General features: G+C 45.1%; 10 protein-coding genes, 1 tRNA gene, 2 rRNA genes and 1 other annotated feature. Of the genes, 8 read left to right on the top strand and 5 right to left on the bottom strand.

Annotation, left to right across the window (positions count from 1 at the left end; genetic code table 11):
• Nucleotides 1-34: 34 nt before the first annotated feature.
• A complete protein-coding gene (gene ettA, locus OCU30_RS09665; RefSeq protein ID WP_077315668.1) occupies nucleotides 35-1,702 on the bottom strand; it encodes an energy-dependent translational throttle protein EttA in 1,668 nt (555 codons plus the stop codon).
• A 263-nt stretch (nucleotides 1,703-1,965) separates the two neighbouring features.
• Here ettA and sltY point away from each other — a divergent pair, with 263 nt between their 5' ends.
• Nucleotides 1,966-3,912 (top strand): murein transglycosylase, encoded by a 1,947-nt coding sequence (sltY, locus tag OCU30_RS09660; RefSeq protein WP_077315667.1) that lies wholly within the window; start codon nucleotides 1,966-1,968, stop codon nucleotides 3,910-3,912.
• A gap of 54 nt (nucleotides 3,913-3,966) precedes the next feature.
• Nucleotides 3,967-4,269, top strand: a complete 303-nt coding sequence (gene trpR / locus OCU30_RS09655; protein ID WP_077315666.1) for a trp operon repressor — start codon at nucleotides 3,967-3,969, stop codon at nucleotides 4,267-4,269.
• A 73-nt stretch (nucleotides 4,270-4,342) separates the two neighbouring features.
• Here the strand turns inward: trpR and yjjX are convergent, their stop codons facing one another.
• The 4 genes from yjjX to bamD form a co-directional block, all read right to left on the bottom strand.
• Entirely contained in the window at nucleotides 4,343-4,870 is a 528-nt protein-coding gene (gene yjjX / locus OCU30_RS09650) for an inosine/xanthosine triphosphatase (RefSeq protein WP_077315665.1), read from the bottom strand.
• A 10-nt stretch (nucleotides 4,871-4,880) separates the two neighbouring features.
• The gene (gene pheA / locus OCU30_RS09645; protein ID WP_077315664.1) at nucleotides 4,881-6,056 is read right to left on the bottom strand and encodes a prephenate dehydratase; all 1,176 of its coding nucleotides are present in this window, start codon (nucleotides 6,054-6,056) and stop codon (nucleotides 4,881-4,883) included.
• A 15-nt stretch (nucleotides 6,057-6,071) separates the two neighbouring features.
• Nucleotides 6,072-6,193 (bottom strand) — a sequence feature (Phe leader region).
• A 109-nt stretch (nucleotides 6,194-6,302) separates the two neighbouring features.
• On the bottom strand, nucleotides 6,303-6,626 hold the full coding sequence (gene hpf, locus OCU30_RS09640; RefSeq protein WP_077315663.1) for a ribosome hibernation-promoting factor, HPF/YfiA family: 324 nt from the start codon (nucleotides 6,624-6,626) through the stop codon (nucleotides 6,303-6,305).
• Nucleotides 6,627-6,982: 356 nt separating this feature from the next.
• Nucleotides 6,983-7,711 (bottom strand): outer membrane protein assembly factor BamD, encoded by a 729-nt coding sequence (bamD, locus tag OCU30_RS09635; protein WP_077315662.1) that lies wholly within the window; start codon nucleotides 7,709-7,711, stop codon nucleotides 6,983-6,985.
• Nucleotides 7,712-7,866: 155 nt separating this feature from the next.
• Here bamD and rluD point away from each other — a divergent pair, with 155 nt between their 5' ends.
• The 6 genes from rluD (at nucleotide 7,867) to OCU30_RS09605 (ending at nucleotide 17,752) form a co-directional block, all read left to right on the top strand.
• A complete protein-coding gene (gene rluD, locus OCU30_RS09630; RefSeq protein WP_077315661.1) occupies nucleotides 7,867-8,841 on the top strand; it encodes a 23S rRNA pseudouridine(1911/1915/1917) synthase RluD in 975 nt (324 codons plus the stop codon).
• Nucleotides 8,842-8,845: 4 nt separating this feature from the next.
• Nucleotides 8,846-9,571 carry a peptidoglycan editing factor PgeF gene (gene pgeF, locus OCU30_RS09625; protein ID WP_077315660.1) on the top strand — a complete coding sequence of 242 codons (726 nt, stop codon included), beginning with the start codon at nucleotides 8,846-8,848 and terminating at the stop codon, nucleotides 9,569-9,571.
• 106 nt (nucleotides 9,572-9,677) lie between these two features.
• Nucleotides 9,678-12,251, top strand: a complete 2,574-nt coding sequence (clpB, locus tag OCU30_RS09620) for an ATP-dependent chaperone ClpB (RefSeq protein ID WP_077315659.1) — start codon at nucleotides 9,678-9,680, stop codon at nucleotides 12,249-12,251.
• 552 nt (nucleotides 12,252-12,803) lie between these two features.
• Nucleotides 12,804-14,344, top strand: a 16S ribosomal RNA gene (locus OCU30_RS09615).
• A gap of 85 nt (nucleotides 14,345-14,429) precedes the next feature.
• Nucleotides 14,430-14,505, top strand: a tRNA-Ala gene (locus OCU30_RS09610).
• A 353-nt stretch (nucleotides 14,506-14,858) separates the two neighbouring features.
• A 23S ribosomal RNA gene (locus tag OCU30_RS09605) occupies nucleotides 14,859-17,752 on the top strand.
• Together the 16S and 23S rRNA genes with 1 tRNA gene alongside form the textbook arrangement of a ribosomal RNA operon.
• Nucleotides 17,753-17,797: the final 45 nt, after the last annotated feature.

Raw genomic sequence — 17,797 nt, 5'->3', positions numbered from 1 at the left:
GGCGACTTACGCCACCCTTAATACGATTAAAAAGTTACTTAGTAATACGTTTGTATTTCACACGATGTGGTTCCGTCACCTGTGAACCTAATGTCGCTTTTAACCATTCCATATAATCGGTGTAGTTACCTTCATAGAAGTTCACTTGCCCTTCATCACGATAATCCAATATATGAGTCGCGATACGGTCTAAGAACCAGCGGTCGTGTGAGATAACCATGGCACAGCCAGGGAATTCTAACAATGCTTCTTCTAAGGCACGTAGAGTTTCTACGTCCAAATCGTTGGTTGGCTCATCGAGTAGTAATACGTTACCACCTGATTTTAATAGTTTGGCTAAGTGAACACGGTTACGCTCACCGCCTGATAGCTCGCCAATGATTTTTTGTTGATCAACACCCTTGAAGTTAAAGCGTGAGCAATAGGCTCGAGCTGGAATTTCAAAGTTATTAATGCGAATGATATCAGCGCCTTCGGAAATTTCTTCGAATACGGTGTTTTTATCATTCATGCTATCGCGGAACTGATCGACAGAGGCCAGCTTAACCGTTTCCCCAAGATCAATCGAGCCTGAATCCGGCTTCTCTGTACCACTTAGCATCTTAAATAGTGTTGATTTACCTGCACCGTTAGCACCGATAATACCGACAATGGCGCCTTTTGGCATACTAAATGATAGGTCATCAATTAATACGCGTCCGTCGAACGATTTGGTTAAGTTGTTTACGTCGACGACTTTATCACCTAGGCGTTCACCTGGCGGGATAAAGAGTTCGTTGGTTTCGTTACGTTTCTGATGTTCGCTGTTTTGTAGCTCTTCAAAACGTGACATACGCGCTTTTGATTTAGATTGGCGTCCTTTTGGATTCTGACGAACCCATTCGAGCTCTTTCTCAATCGTTTTTTGATGCGCTTTTTCTTGTGCGGCTTCATTGCGTAAACGAGCGTCTTTTTGCTCTAGCCACGAGCTATAGTTACCTTGCCATGGGATACCTTCACCACGATCTAGCTCGAGGATCCAACCCGCCGCATTATCGAGGAAGTAGCGGTCGTGGGTAATAGCAACAACGGTACCGGTATAATCACATAAGAAGCGCTCTAGCCATGCGACAGATTCGGCATCCAAGTGGTTGGTTGGCTCATCGAGCAACAACATGTCTGGTTTTTCTAGTAATAAACGACAAATTGCAACACGACGGCGTTCACCACCTGATAAATGTTCAACTTTTTGATCCCACTCAGGTAGACGCAGGGCGTCAGCCGCACGTTCTAAAGCGTTATCTAAGTTGTGGCCATCTTTGGCTTGGATAAGGGCTTCTAATTCACCTTGTTCTTTGGCAAGGGCATCAAAGTCGGCGTCAGGTTCTGCGTAAGCTGCGTAGACTTCATCTAAACGGGTCAACGCTCCTGCCACATCAGACACCGCTTCTTCAACGATTTCACGGACCGTCTTGCTCTCATCCAATACCGGTTCTTGCGGAAGGTAGCCAACATTCAAACCTGGTTGAGGACGTGCTTCACCATCAAATTCATTATCGATCCCTGCCATGATGCGTAGCAGAGTGGATTTACCTGAGCCGTTTAGACCAAGGACACCAATCTTAGCGCCTGGAAAAAAACTTAAGGAGATGTCTTTAAGGATTTGTCGCTTGGGTGGCACAATTTTGCTCACCCCAGACATGGTATATACGTATTCAGCCATTGCCGATCGTTCCTACTCTTTCAAATGAAAACCGTCATTCTATACTAATCATAGATTTTTTGTTACCGGGGCGAAGGCTTTTTCCTTGTTAACGAAATGCACTAATATCTTAGTTAAAATATGTGAACTAAGCGGATTAACAGAGAGAAAAACGTGAGTTGTCTAATTACTTACATCAACTTTACATCCTGCTGGTTTACATTTGCCTTGATAGTTTGCGTAATGAACAGTCCACAGCAAGCATGGAGTAGGAACTTTAACTCATGACGTTATATCCGGCAGTAAAACGAAAAGTGTGGGTCGTATTTTCACTTTTTATGATGAATTCAGTGGCGAGCGTGAATGCCTACGCTCAGCCGTCTTTGGACAAACAACGTGAGCTCTATGAACAAGCACAAGACTGGTTAGATCACGAGCAGGTATCTAAATATAAGCATATTCGACATAAGCTGGTTGGGTATCCATTAACCCCTTATTTAGACTATCGAACCTTATTGGTAGGGATTGGCGATAAATCACCGGTAACTGTGCGTGCTTTTATTGATAGTCATCGTGAATTTCCTTTTTCACGGCGTATCAGTGCACCGTATTTGTCAGCGTTGGCTGAGCAACATAAATGGAAGACATTGCTGGCATTTCAAACGCATGAACCTTCAGGGGAGAAATATCGCTGTGATTACTACTATGCCAAGTTAAAAACGGGTGATACTCAAGCGGCTTTTCAAGGCGCCAAAAAAATGTGGCTGAGTGGACAAAGTATTTCAGATGCATGTGATGATTTGTTTAAACAGTGGGCCGCAGCTGGGCAGCGTAGTGATGATTTGATATATCAACGTATGTTGTTGGCGTTTAGTGCTCATCAGTCACAATTATTAAGCTATCTTGCTCGGCAATTTTCTGGCTCGAAATGGGTGACAGCAGGGCAAGCAGTACGTGAGCTTTATGACGATCCTGAGAACGCCATCGCAGTCGCGAAACGCTTACCCAACTTACCTCATCGAGAGCAAGTACTCACGCTTGCTTTAAAAAAGTTGGCAGTACGAGATCCCGAGCAAGCAAAACATGAGCTAGAGCAAGGTAAGGCATTATCGATTTGGTCAGATTCCCAAGCCCATAGGCTGGAAAAACGGATTGCTTCTCAGCTATTTGATAGTGACGATATCGCCTTGATCCAGTGGCGCGATCATGTCATTGCACAGAGTCATGATACTCACTTGATCAGTCGACGCATTCGTTTTGCAATTCGTCATGCTGATTGGAAAGGTGTCAAAGTATGGATCTCCTTATTACCTAAGAAAGACCAAAAGACGTTACGCTGGCAGTTTTGGCAAGCGCGAAGTGACATGATGCAAGGGCATTCTGCTCAAGCGAAAAAACAGCTACAAGCCATGCTTGGGAAGCGAGATTTTTATAGTGTTGCCGCGGCTAAATTATTAAATCAACCTGTTAAGTTTCCTACGAGTACATTGACTTATCAGCCTCATTCAGTGAAAGATTATCACGTCGCTTTAGCGCGTATTGATGAATTAATTCAGCAAGATAAAATCACGGCTGCGAAAAGTGAGTGGTCATGGTTACTATTACGAGTACCTAAGAAAACTAAAACCATGTTAGCGGCTTACGCGTTACAACAACATTGGTATCACCTCACCGTTAGCGCAACGATTTCAGCGCAGTTATGGGATTATCTTTCATTACGTTTCCCATTAGCTCATCAGTGGTGGTTCCAGTTTTATGGTGAAAAGCATGATATTGAGCCGTTAACGTTAATGTCAGTCGCGCGCCAAGAGAGCGCACTGGATAGTGAAGCACACTCTCCTGTGGGAGCTCGTGGTATTATGCAAATCATGCCTGCGACCGCTCGTCATACGGCATCTAAATATCAACTCGATTATTCTAATGCTAAGCAATTATATGATGTGGGTAAAAATATCGAGATTGGTAGTCGGTATTTTGAAAGCCTGATGAATCGCTATGATGACAATCGTATATTTGCGCTAGCAGCCTATAATGCAGGGCCGACAAGGGTTAAGCGTTGGAGAGGGGATACTCAAGGTCGCTTAGGTCCATTTGCCTTCATTGAGGCGATTCCCTACAAAGAAACACGTGGGTATGTGCAGAACATTTTAATGTTTGAAAATTACTATCGCCGCTTAGCTCAGTCACCTAAAGCGTTTTTACGCCACAAGGAGATGAAAGCAAGATATTGATTCTTTTCCATAGTCATCTAAAATGGCTAGGTGTATCACTGGACGAGTACGATTATGTCACTGCAACCGGAATATCAAGACTGGCAACAATTAATGACGTTGTTAGATAATGCCACGCAACAGGAGCAACACGATATGTTGCTGACAATGTTAATGACGGCAGATGAGCGAGAGGCGTTGATCGCTCGCGTTAATATTTTATGTGAGTTGATGAAAGGCGATATTTCTCAGCGTCAGATCAGTCAGATGTTAGGCGTCGGTATTGCGACGATTACTCGTGGCTCTAATGAGTTGAAATCGTGCTCGGAAGATCAAAAAGCACATTTAGAACAATTGCTGTTGCCAAAAGGGACCTAACTAAAAACGCTAGTGAGTCATTCACTAGCGTTTTTTATCAATGGCTGGTTAACCGAGTTAATGGCCTAATGAGTTAAAGGCTTGCTGGATAATGGTCTGGATTCAGAAAAGGCACCAGTGCAAGAATTAACGCTTGATGATAAACAGAGCTGCGCGTCAAATGATGTTGTGTCAATAAGCCAATGGCTCCGCCTTTTTGTTTAATATTGTCGGTCGCAAATACCTCATCCATCACATCTCCCAATTCGTGTGCGTTGGCAAGTTTGGCAAGCACTTTCGGCGGTAGAGCTAAACTCGAAGAACGTGATTCACCCTGATGTTGCTCTGACTCAATCACAATCCATGCAAAAGTGGCATTGCCTTCAATCCCCGCTTCAATTCCGACATAATAATCTGAACCAGGTTCTGCTTGTTTGGCATTATGGACTCGATTTCTTGCGCCATGACGAGTTTCGTTATCACTCATCGGCTGATCTGCTACCCCCGATGGAATATCAATGCCATTAAATTGAAAAACGGTGTCTGGAAATACCATTTCAAACGCACTTTTCACTGCATTAATTTTAGCAGGGTTAAGAGAGGCAATAGTCACGGATGGCATAAGAGGTCCTTTAGCGTAATTGGATGGTTGTTGGCTTAACATTTTCAATAGGATAAGATCCTAAAACTTTTAAATGAGTAGTCAATGCCGTTAATTCAACCAGTGCTTGCTGCATCTCTGGAGAATCAAGGTGCGTTTGTAGATCAACGTAGAACATTTCTTCCCAAGGGTTCCCCATGATCGGCCTAGATTCGAGTTTTGTCATATTAATGCCATAACGTTGTAGCACCTGCAATGAGGAGACTAAAGAACCCGCTTCTTGAGTGGTGGACATGATCAGTGTGGTTTTTGCTGGAATTTGCAAAGAGACATCGACCGGTTTTCGAGCGACAACGATAAATCGGGTATAGTTTTCGTTTTGGTTAGAAATATGCGTTTTAATTGGCTGCAACCCATACAATTTACCACTGGCAGCACTGCCTATCGCAGCAACATCGCTGCGCCCTAATGATTGCACTGTTTTCATGGCATCGGCGGTACTCACACAGCTTTTAAGTTCGATGTTTTCCATGTGGCGTAGAAATTCGCTGCATTGTTGGTGTGGTTGTGGATGCGAATATAACTCACGAATATGTTCTAGCGGTACATCCCCGTTGGTTAATAAGCTATGCTCGATTGGATAGGTGATTTCTCCGACGATGTAAAGTGTGGTGTGCTGCAATAAATCATACACTTCATTAATTGAGCCAGAGCTGGTGTTCTCTATTGGGAGCACTCCAAAATCAGCCTGTCCGGCTTCAACCGTATCGGTAATATCGCGGAAATGTTGGCAATTAATTTCGAGTAAGTCAGTGTGCTTACGGCTAAAATAGTCACGTGTGGCGAGGTGAGAATAGGAGCCTTTCGAGCCAAGAAAAGCGACACGTGTGCGAGGAGTTCCATCCTGTGGATTAGCAAGTTCTTGTAAATACGCTTGTTGTAGTAAAACAGAATCTTCAATGATGGTATGGAAAAGTTTAGTAATGTACTGGGCATCCAGATCATAATTGGTCTTACCTGACTGAATTAATTTGACCAGTAGCTGCTGTTCACGTTTGGCGTCTCTAACGGGTTTTTTGGTATTCACTTTACTTTTCGCGACTTCAATGCTGAGTGTGCGCCGTTGTGAAAGCAGTGCAAGCAATTGATCATCTAGCTCATTAAGACGTAATCGTATTTCATCCAAACTCAGTGAAGTATCAGTCATAACAGTATCATCCTTATAAAAAAAGCCTCCCAACAGGGAGGCTTTCTGTTCGTTTTTGACTTTTTTATGCCAACGAGCATGCCTCCAATAATTAATGGAGAGTAAAGAAATCAAAGACGAACAGTTGTTGTGTCATATCGGTTGTGATTATTTTATCGATAGATTCGGTTTGATTTTACAATAAGCAAGGGGAGCGTTAGCGTCAAGCAAAAAAATAGCGCCCTCAGGCGCTATTCTTGGAAACGATTATTCTTCTTCAAGAGGAATTGGAGTGACGCCTCTTTTGGCTTCATGTTTATGACTGTATTTATTCAGTTGTCGCCCTAGTTTCTGTTCAACTTCGTTGATGGCAACATACAAATCTTCATGCACAGCGGATGCGGTTAATTGACCTTTAGGAACACGGATACTGGCTTCAAATTTTTTCTGCTTGTTAGGCTCTTCACTGAATGTTGCTTGGCAGCTAATCAAATCAACTTGCCACTTTTCCAGTTTTTTAAATTTGCTTTCAATATGATTACGGATGGCAGAGGTAACGTCGATATTTTTACCTGTAATGTTCAATTTCATAATGCCCTTCCTTCTGTGGTATCCCTTATGGGGTGTGACCAGAATGCAGGATAAATGACTTGTGATGTGTGACCTGAGTCACTTTTTTGTGTGAGATTTGTTAGATTAAAAATGAACGTGATCTGTCGCAAGGAGTGAGGTAAAAAACTCAAGAAAAGCCTTGAGATTCGTGACAATCACGTTACATTGAAGGTATTGAAACTAAAAATACTCGGCATTTTAGCGGGTCTTCTCGTTTCAAAATAAGGTAGTGCAAACTAATGTGGCCGGATAAACAGTGATGTCATGCACTGATTATCCGGCCATATTCATAAAAAAGGCCGCATCGATGGATGCGGCCTTTGCTTTTGTGGGGATTATTTTACCGGATTGAGCTCCATGAGCTTCTTAGTGCGTTCAATCGGTTTTTTTAAGCCTAGTGCTTGGTAAGCTTTCAATTCGATTGGAATTGATTTGCGTGCAGCTTGTGTATCTGGATACGTTTTTTGAATTTCTTGGGCTCGATTAATTGCCGCGATATACGCTTTTCTGCGCAAATAAAAATCAGCGGTTGCCAGATCATAATCAGCGATGCGGTGTTTTAAAGACTCCATACGTTTTTTCGCATCTTTTGCATATAAGCTATTCGGGTAGCGTTTCAAGAGTTTTTTGAAATCGGCGAAAGCAGATTTTGCTGGCTCAGGATCTCGGTCGCTACGATCCATACCAACAAATTCTTGTACAAAGTTACGATCTTGAGCCATATAAATGAGGCCACGCATATACAAAACCCAATCGATTTGTGGGTGGGTTGGGTTTAAACGGACAAAGCGTTGACTGGTGGCAAGAGCCATCGCGTAATCATCGCTCTTGTAATAAGCGTAAATAAGATTAAGTTGTACTTGTTTTGAGTAAGCACCAAAAGGATAGCGAGAATCAAGTGCTTCGAGTTTTTTGATGGCAGTCTGCCAGTTCCCTGATTGTAGAGACTCCTGAGACTCGGAATAAAGCTGTGAAGGAGGTACATCAGGCACTACTTTGTCGCTGCTAGAGCAGCCATATAATAGTGTGAGTGTGAGTAAGCCTGCGATAGTCTGATATTTCATGTCAGGAGATGCTTCCTTGAAATTAGTGCTTCTTTAACTTAAGAGCCGTAGCTCCAAAAAACGTGACGTTACTTTCTGGACAGTAACAGATACAATGGCGTCATATATTATCCATACTAGTGGCATTAGTCCCAAGGTTTTTGAAAAAGTTCGATATGGCGCAACAGATTGAATTAACCCAAACAGTAACAGAGCAACAGTTAGGTCAACGTTTAGACCAAGCTGTCGCTGAACTATTTACCGATTTTTCTCGTACTCGCCTGAAAGAATGGCTCATCACTGGAAAAATTTCTGTTGACGGCAATGTCGTCACTAAACCCAGAACTAAAGTCTTAGGCGGTGAAGTTATCACTGTTCAGGCTGAACTGGAAGACGAGGAGCGTTGGGAAGCGCAAAATATTCCTTTAGAGATAGTTTACGAAGATGATGACATCATTGTGATCAATAAACCGCGTGATTTTGTGGTTCATCCAGGAGCAGGCACTCCTGATGGCACCATTTTGAATGCGTTGCTTTATCACTACCCACAAATTGCGGAAGTTCCGCGAGCTGGGATTGTGCATCGTCTTGATAAAGATACCACGGGCTTGATGGTGGTGGCTAAAACTGTGCCAGCGCAAACTCGTTTGGTTCGTGCTTTGCAAAAGCGTAATATTACGCGTGAGTATGAAGCCATTGCGATTGGTACAATGACAGGTGGTGGTCAGGTTGATAAACCGATTGGTCGTCATGCCACGAAACGTACTCTAATGGCGGTGACTATTTCGGGACGTCCAGCAGTGACTCATTACCGGGTAGCTGAGCATTTCCGTGAACACACCCGTATTCGTTTACGTTTGGAGACGGGGCGTACTCACCAAATTCGTGTGCATATGTCTTATATTCAGCATCCGTTGTTAGGTGATCAAGCCTATGGAGGGCGAGCTCGCATTCCAAAGGGTGCAACAGAAGAATTGGCAGAAGAAATTCGCGCATTTGATCGTCAAGCGTTGCATGCAGTTATGCTACGATTTGACCATCCTATAACCAAAGAAACATTAGAATTTCACGCACCAGTACCGGATGATATGGTAGAAATGGCGGCAGCCTTGCGTTTAGACGCAAAAAACCATCGCACTGAAGAGTACTAAAACTATGCATCATGTTATTCCTAACTGGCCTGCACCGAAACACATTAAAGCGTTTTCATCGACGCGGATTGGTGGGGTATCACAAGGGGTTTATCAAGGTTTGAACTTGGGAGCCCATGTTGGGGATAATATGAATCATGTCGAAAGGAATCGACATGCTATTGCCGAGTCTCTAAATATGCCATCTGCCCCCATTTGGCTAAATCAGACGCATTCCACTTGTGTGTTACGCGCAGAATCGCCTCAATTAGATACGCATGATGCTGATGGTATTTGTACAGCATTACCTCAGGTTGTGTGTACCGTCATGACGGCGGATTGTTTGCCTGTTTTGATTACCAATACTAGCGGAACGCAAGTGGCCGCCGTCCATGCTGGGTGGCGAGGTCTCGCGGGAGGGATTATTGAAAATGCGTTGGCGCAGATTCAAGGTGAAGCATTAGTGTGGCTTGGGCCTGCAATTGGTCCTGATGCATTTGAAGTCGGGGCGGATGTGATTGAAGCCTTTACTCAAGTTCACCCACAAACCGAAAGCGCTTTTACCCTCCAAGAAAATGGTCAATGGCTGGCCAATATGGATGAAATTACGCGTATTCGCTTACAGTCATTAGGCGTAGATGGTATCTATTCCTCAAAAGTTTGTACCTACCAACATCCACAACAATTCTATTCCTATCGTCGTGATGGCATTACAGGAAGACAAGCAAGTTTCATCTGGATCCAACCTTAATTCTCAATGTGCAATTAAACTCATTCTTAAGCCTTGAAATTTGCTGATTCTGCTACCATTTTGCTAGCGTAGTCCATTTTACTCATTTGAGGTTAGGAAGGTTGTTATGCGCCTTGATAGATTCACCAGCAAATTTCAAGTAGCAATATCTGATGCCCAGTCATTAGCATTAGGCCGCGATCATCAATACATTGAGCCAGTTCATTTAATGGTGGCATTAATGGATCAAAATGGCAGTCCGGTTCGTCCTCTATTGACGATGCTTGATGTGGATGCCATGCAGCTTCGTTCTAAGCTCGGAGAAATCCTTGATCATTTACCTAAGGTGAGCGGTATTGGTGGAGACGTTCAGCTCTCTAATCACTTAGGCTCCCTGTTTAATATGTGCGATAAAGTCGCGCAAAAAAGAAAAGACTCCTACATCTCTTCGGAAATCTTTTTACTGGCCGCGATTGAAGACCGTGGCCCGCTAGGCAAACTCTTAAAAGAATTTGGATTGACCGAGAAAAAAGTCAATGAGGCGATTGAAAGTATCCGTGGTGGACAAACGGTCAATGATCCTAATGCTGAAGAATTAAGACAAGCTCTCGAAAAATATACGATTGATCTGACCGAGCGTGCCGAGCAAGGTAAGTTAGATCCGGTGATTGGCCGAGATGATGAAATCCGCCGTATTATTCAAGTGCTGCAGCGCCGTACCAAAAATAACCCTGTTATCATCGGTCAGCCTGGCGTTGGTAAAACAGCGATTGTTGAAGGCCTTGCTGAACGTATCATCAATAATGAAGTGCCAGAAGGCTTAAGAGGCCGCCGCGTATTAGCTCTTGATATGGGCTCATTAGTGGCGGGAGCAAAATACCGTGGCGAATTTGAAGAGCGTTTGAAGTCGGTGCTCAATGAGCTAGCGAAAGAAGAAGGCAACGTCATTCTCTTTATTGATGAATTGCATACCATGGTCGGAGCCGGCAAAGGCGAAGGTTCGATGGACGCCGGTAATATGCTAAAACCAGCGCTCGCGCGAGGTGAATTGCATTGTGTCGGGGCAACCACTTTAGATGAATATCGCCAATACATTGAAAAAGATCCTGCACTGGAGCGCCGTTTCCAAAAAGTGCTGGTGGATGAACCAACTGTGGAAGATACCGTCGCCATTTTACGTGGATTAAAAGAGCGTTATGAACTGCATCACCATGTAGAAATTACCGACCCGGCGATTGTAGCCGCTGCTGCGTTATCCAACCGCTATATCTCTGACCGTCAACTTCCAGATAAAGCAATAGATCTTATCGATGAAGCGGCCTCAAGCATTCGTTTACAGATTGATTCCAAACCTGAATCTCTCGATAAGCTAGAGCGTCGTATCATTCAACTTAAAATCGAACAACAAGCGTTAACCAATGAACATGATGACGCGAGTGAAAAACGCTTGGGTATCCTCAATGAGGAACTGGATGAAAAAGGACGAGAATATGCCGAGCTTGATGAAATTTGGAAAACTGAAAAAGCAGCACTTCAAGGTACTCAGCATATCAAAGCTGAATTAGAGCAAGCGCGGTTAGATATTGAAATGGCAAGGCGTGCTAGTGACTTAAGCCGCATGTCTGAATTGCAATACGGGCGTATTCCTGAATTGGAAAAACAGCTTGATCTGGCTACTCAAGCAGAAATGCAAGAGATGACGTTATTACGCAATAAAGTGACTGAAGCAGAAATAGCGGAAGTGTTATCTCGGCAAACTGGAATTCCGGTATCGAAAATGCTTGAAGCAGAGAAAGTGAAGCTGCTGAGTATGGAAACGGTATTGCATGAACGTGTAATTGGTCAAGTTGAAGCCGTCGATGTGGTTGCGAACGCGATTCGCCGTAGCCGGGCAGGGCTATCGGATCCTAACCGCCCGATCGGTTCCTTCTTATTCTTGGGGCCAACAGGGGTCGGCAAAACCGAATTGTGTAAAACGTTAGCGAACTTTATGTTTGATAGTGAAAACGCCATGATACGTATCGATATGTCAGAATTCATGGAAAAACATTCTGTGGCTCGATTAGTTGGTGCTCCTCCTGGTTACGTGGGCTATGAAGAAGGTGGCTACTTAACTGAAGCCGTGCGTCGTAAGCCTTATTCCGTCATCTTGTTAGATGAAGTCGAAAAAGCACACCCCGATGTTTTTAACATTTTATTGCAGGTGCTTGATGATGGACGTCTAACCGATGGCCAAGGTCGTACCGTTGATTTCCGTAATACGGTGGTCATTATGACTTCCAATTTAGGCTCTGAACGTATACAAGAGCAATTTAATACGGTTGATTATCAGGGTATGAAAGATCAGGTCATGGACATTGTGGCTCAGCACTTTCGTCCAGAGTTCCTTAACCGTATCGATGAGAGTGTAGTCTTCCACCCATTAGGGCAAGAACAAATTCGCTCGATAGCTTCTATTCAGCTGCAACGTTTACGCGAACGTTTATTAGATAAGGACTATGAGTTTCATGTAAACGATGAAGCGCTATCTTTTATTGCGGAGATAGGCTTCGATCCGGTATATGGTGCTCGACCTTTAAAACGAGCTATTCAACAATATGTAGAAAATCCACTGGCAAAATCAATGTTGGCAGGCGAGTTGTTACCGGGTGAACCAATTATGATAGGGGTTAACAATGGTCATATTACGGTTAATCAGTAACGATTAGCTTGTATTAATAATAGTGATTAAGCAAAAACCCAGACCATGAAAGTAAAAGTCTGGGTTTTTTTGTGCTTTTAATGAGCAGGTAGCTCGATAATTAGGCGCTTAAACCCAATTGTTACGTTTTATTGAAATTAGCTATTGCGAACTGTCAGAAAGTGCCTATAATTCGATTCCGTTGTCAGGCAAAGACAAAACGTCTTACTCGCAACAAGCGGCATTAAGTTTAAGAAATTAAATGAAAAAAGTGATTGACTTTCAAATACTAATCGCTAAAATGGCCGTCCGCTTTGAGATGAAACACGAAGCGCAGCTCTTTAACAATTTAAACCTATCAATCTGTGTGGGCACTCGTTGATGATAATCAATAGTTTCTTCGGAAACAAAATTGGTTTCAATGAACTGAGTGACCAATCGAGATTAACTTTGTTAATCTTGGCACAGTCAATTCATTATCATTCTGTTGGAATGATAATAGCTTTAAGATTACATGTTTGTTTTAAACAAATATTAGTTTTGAAGTCAGTATTCATTGAGCCGAAAAAACTTTAATTGAAGAGTTTGATCATGGCTCAGATTGAACGCTGGCGGCAGGCCTAACACATGCAAGTCGAGCGGTAACATTTCTAGCTTGCTAGAAGATGACGAGCGGCGGACGGGTGAGTAATGCCTGGGAAATTGCCTTGATGTGGGGGATAACCATTGGAAACGATGGCTAATACCGCATAACGCCTTCGGGCCAAAGAGGGGGACCTTCGGGCCTCTCGCGTCAAGATATGCCCAGGTGAGATTAGCTTGTTGGTGAGGTAAGAGCTCACCAAGGCGACGATCTCTAGCTGGTCTGAGAGGATGATCAGCCACATTGGGACTGAGACACGGCCCAAACTCCTACGGGAGGCAGCAGTGGGGAATATTGCACAATGGGCGCAAGCCTGATGCAGCCATGCCGCGTGTATGAAGAAGGCCTTCGGGTTGTAAAGTACTTTCAGCAGTGAGGAAGGGGTAACGTTGAATAGACGTTATTCTTGACGTTAGCTGCAGAAGAAGCACCGGCTAACTCCGTGCCAGCAGCCGCGGTAATACGGAGGGTGCGAGCGTTAATCGGAATTACTGGGCGTAAAGCGCATGCAGGTGGTCTGTTAAGTCAGATGTGAAAGCCCGAGGCTTAACCTCGGAATTGCATTTGAAACTGGCAGGCTAGAGTACTGTAGAGGGGGGTAGAATTTCAGGTGTAGCGGTGAAATGCGTAGAGATCTGAAGGAATACCAGTGGCGAAGGCGGCCCCCTGGACAGATACTGACACTCAGATGCGAAAGCGTGGGGAGCAAACAGGATTAGATACCCTGGTAGTCCACGCCGTAAACGATGTCTACTTGAAGGTTGTGGCCTTGAGCCGTGGCTTTCGGAGCTAACGCGTTAAGTAGACCGCCTGGGGAGTACGGTCGCAAGATTAAAACTCAAATGAATTGACGGGGGCCCGCACAAGCGGTGGAGCATGTGGTTTAATTCGATGCAACGCGAAGAACCTTACCTACTCTTGACATCCAGAGAACTTTCCAGAGATGGATTGGTGCCTTCGGGAACTCTGAGACAGGTGCTGCATGGCTGTCGTCAGCTCGTGTTGTGAAATGTTGGGTTAAGTCCCGTAACGAGCGCAACCCTTATCCTTGATTGCCAGCACGTAATGGTGGGAACTTCAGGGAGACTGCCGGTGATAAACCGGAGGAAGGTGGGGACGACGTCAAGTCATCATGGCCCTTACGAGTAGGGCTACACACGTGCTACAATGGCGCATACAGAGGGTTGCCAACTTGCGAAAGTGAGCGAATCCCAAAAAGTGCGTCGTAGTCCGGATTGGAGTCTGCAACTCGACTCCATGAAGTCGGAATCGCTAGTAATCGTGAATCAGAATGTCACGGTGAATACGTTCCCGGGCCTTGTACACACCGCCCGTCACACCATGGGAGTGGGCTGCAAAAGAAGCAGGTAGTTTAACCTTCGGGGGGACGCTTGCCACTTTGTGGTTCATGACTGGGGTGAAGTCGTAACAAGGTAGCGCTAGGGGAACCTGGCGCTGGATCACCTCCTTAATACGAATGATTATTGCGATGAGTGTTCACACAGATTGATATGGTTTAGAAAGTTAGAGCATACCTTGCTTTAAGCAAGGGTAGTGGGGCTATAGCTCAGCTGGGAGAGCGCCTGCATGGCATGCAGGAGGTCTGCGGTTCGATCCCGCATAGCTCCACCATCTTTAAATATATTAATTAGTGTATTTAAAAATGGTGTTTTTTTTGTGAAAACAGTATTGCTCTTTAACAATTTGGAAAGCTGACAAAATAATCGTATTTAGCGATAAATATGAATTATTTGTAAAAGTTCTCAATGTTTGTTGTATCAATTGATATGAACAAACACCAAACACATTCAAGTGTTCTTGGAAAATCATGCTCTTTTAATAGAGTATGTATTCAAAATTGAGTCCGGCAATATCGAGTCTGCAACATGTCCTTTTTGTCTTCACTTTTCAAAGTGAAAGCAAAGAGTTATGCAGACAAACCTTGGTGACTTTGTTCATCAACTCAAAACTTTTTTGGGTTGTATGGTTAAGTGACTAAGCGTACACGGTGGATGCCTTGGCAGTCAGAGGCGATGAAGGACGTATTAACTTGCGATAAGCGTAGATGAGGCAGTAAAAGCCACTTGAGTCTACGATTTCCGAATGGGGAAACCCAACTGCATAAGCAGTTATCGTTGCGTGAATACATAGCGTAACGAGGCGAACCGGGAGAACTGAAACATCTAAGTACCCCGAGGAAAAGAAATCAACCGAGATTCTGGAAGTAGCGGCGAGCGAAACCGGATTAGCCCTTAAGCTTTTTATGCGTCAGGTGAAGTGTCTGGAAAGGCACGCGATACAGGGTGATAGCCCCGTAACCGGCAACGCATTTTAAGTGAAATCGAGTAAGGCGGGACACGTGATATCCTGTCTGAATATGGGGGGACCATCCTCCAAGGCTAAATACTCCTGACTGACCGATAGTGAACCAGTACCGTGAGGGAAAGGCGAAAAGAACCCCTGTGAGGGGAGTGAAATAGAACCTGAAACCGTGTACGTACAAGCAGTAGGAGCCTCTTTTATAGGGTGACTGCGTACCTTTTGTATAATGGGTCAGCGACTTATATTCAGTGGCAAGGTTAACCGATTAGGGGAGCCGTAGCGAAAGCGAGTCTTAACTGGGCGCACAGTCTCTGGATATAGACCCGAAACCGAGTGATCTAGCCATGGGCAGGTTGAAGATTGAGTAACATCAATTGGAGGACCGAACCGACTAATGTTGAAAAATTAGCGGATGACTTGTGGCTAGGGGTGAAAGGCCAATCAAACTCGGAGATAGCTGGTTCTCCCCGAAAGCTATTTAGGTAGCGCCTCGGACGAATACTACTGGGGGTAGAGCACTGTTAAGACTAGGGGGTCATCCCGACTTACCAACTCTTTGCAAACTCCGAATACCAGTAAGTACTATCCGGGAGACACACGGCGGGTGCTAACGTCCGTCGTGGAGAGGGAAACAACCCAGACCGCCAGCTAAGGTCCCAAATTATTACTAAGTGGGAAACGATGTGGGAAGGCTCAGACAGCTAGGATGTTGGCTTAGAAGCAGCCATCATTTAAAGAAAGCGTAATAGCTCACTAGTCGAGTCGGCCTGCGCGGAAGATGTAACGGGGCTAAGTAATAAACCGAAGCTGCGGCAATATTCCTTTTGGAATGTTGGGTAGGGGAGCGTTCTGTAAGCCGTTGAAGGTGGATTGAGAAGTCTGCTGGAGGTATCAGAAGTGCGAATGCTGACATGAGTAACGATAATGGGGGTGAAAAACCCCCACGCCGGAAGACCAAGGGTTCCTGTCCAACGTTAATCGGGGCAGGGTAAGTCGACCCCTAAGGCGAGGCTGAAAAGCGTAGTCGATGGGAAACGGGTTAATATTCCCGTACTTCTTACAATTGCGATGGGGGGACGGAGAAGGCTAGGTGGGCCTGGCGATGGTTGTCCAGGTTCAAGTGCGTAGGCTGAGTATTTAGGTAAATCCGGATACTCATTAGGTCGAGACACGACGTCGAGCACCCAAGGGTGTGAAGTCATTGATGCCATGCTTCCAGGAAAAGCCTCTAAGCTTCAGATTGTAAGGAATCGTACCCCAAACCGACACAGGTGGTCGGGTAGAGAATACCAAGGCGCTTGAGAGAACTCGGGTGAAGGAACTAGGCAAAATGGTACCGTAACTTCGGGAGAAGGTACGCTCTATATAGGTGAAAAGACTTGCTCTTGGAGCCGAAAAGAGTCGCAGATACCAGGTGGCTGCAACTGTTTATTAAAAACACAGCACTGTGCAAAATCGTAAGATGACGTATACGGTGTGACGCCTGCCCGGTGCCGGAAGGTTAATTGATGGGGTTAGACTTCGGTCGACGCTCTTGATCGAAGCCCCGGTAAACGGCGGCCGTAACTATAACGGTCCTAAGGTAGCGAAATTCCTTGTCGGGTAAGTTCCGACCTGCACGAATGGCGTAATGATGGCCACGCTGTCTCCACCCGAGACTCAGTGAAATTGAAATCGCTGTGAAGATGCAGTGTACCCGCGGCTAGACGGAAAGACCCCGTGAACCTTTACTACAGCTTGGCACTGAACATTGAACCTACATGTGTAGGATAGGTGGGAGGCTTTGATATGCAGACGCTAGTTTGCATGGAGCCGTCCTTGAAATACCACCCTTGTAGTTTTGATGTTCTAACTTGGTTCCCTTATCGGGAATGAGGACAGTGCCTGGTGGGTAGTTTGACTGGGGCGGTCTCCTCCCAAAGAGTAACGGAGGAGCACGAAGGTGGGCTAATCACGGTTGGACATCGTGAGGTTAGTGCAATGGCATAAGCCCGCTTAACTGCGAGAATGACAATTCGAGCAGGTGCGAAAGCAGGTCATAGTGATCCGGTGGTTCTGAATGGAAGGGCCATCGCTCAACGGATAAAAGGTACTCCGGGGATAACAGGCTGATACCGCCCAAGAGTTCATATCGACGGCGGTGTTTGGCACCTCGATGTCGGCTCATCACATCCTGGGGCTGAAGTCGGTCCCAAGGGTATGGCTGTTCGCCATTTAAAGTGGTACGCGAGCTGGGTTTAGAACGTCGTGAGACAGTTCGGTCCCTATCTGCCGTGGGCGTTGGAGAATTGAAAGGGGCTGCTCCTAGTACGAGAGGACCGGAGTGGACGAACCTCTGGTGTTCGGGTTGTGTCGCCAGACGCATTGCCCGGTAGCTAAGTTCGGGATCGATAACCGCTGAAAGCATCTAAGCGGGAAGCGAGCCTTGAGATGAGTTCTCCCTGGCGCTTTAAGCGTCCTAAAGGGTTGTTCGAGACTAGAACGTTGATAGGCAGGGTGTGTAAGCGTTGTGAGGCGTTGAGCTAACCTGTACTAATCGCCCGTGAGGCTTAACCATACAACACCAAAAAGGTTTTGTAACGGACTCAATATGAGTACTTGA

This window comes from Vibrio palustris, from assembly GCF_024346995.1.
Classification (GTDB): Bacteria; Pseudomonadota; Gammaproteobacteria; order Enterobacterales; family Vibrionaceae; genus Vibrio; species Vibrio palustris.
Note: the sequence above shows the minus strand (reverse complement) of the source record. Positions and strands in the feature narration are given on the sequence as shown.

Coding starts and splice junctions, on each gene's coding strand:
- ettA (WP_077315668.1), bottom strand. CDS start 1,702: ATGGCTGAATACGTATATACCATGTCTGGGGTGAGCAAAATTGTGCCA.
- sltY (WP_077315667.1), top strand. CDS start 1,966: ATGACGTTATATCCGGCAGTAAAACGAAAAGTGTGGGTCGTATTTTCA.
- trpR (WP_077315666.1), top strand. CDS start 3,967: ATGTCACTGCAACCGGAATATCAAGACTGGCAACAATTAATGACGTTG.
- yjjX (WP_077315665.1), bottom strand. CDS start 4,870: ATGCCATCCGTGACTATTGCCTCTCTTAACCCTGCTAAAATTAATGCA.
- pheA (WP_077315664.1), bottom strand. CDS start 6,056: ATGACTGATACTTCACTGAGTTTGGATGAAATACGATTACGTCTTAAT.
- hpf (WP_077315663.1), bottom strand. CDS start 6,626: ATGAAATTGAACATTACAGGTAAAAATATCGACGTTACCTCTGCCATC.
- bamD (WP_077315662.1), bottom strand. CDS start 7,711: ATGAAATATCAGACTATCGCAGGCTTACTCACACTCACACTATTATAT.
- rluD (WP_077315661.1), top strand. CDS start 7,867: ATGGCGCAACAGATTGAATTAACCCAAACAGTAACAGAGCAACAGTTA.
- pgeF (WP_077315660.1), top strand. CDS start 8,846: ATGCATCATGTTATTCCTAACTGGCCTGCACCGAAACACATTAAAGCG.
- clpB (WP_077315659.1), top strand. CDS start 9,678: ATGCGCCTTGATAGATTCACCAGCAAATTTCAAGTAGCAATATCTGAT.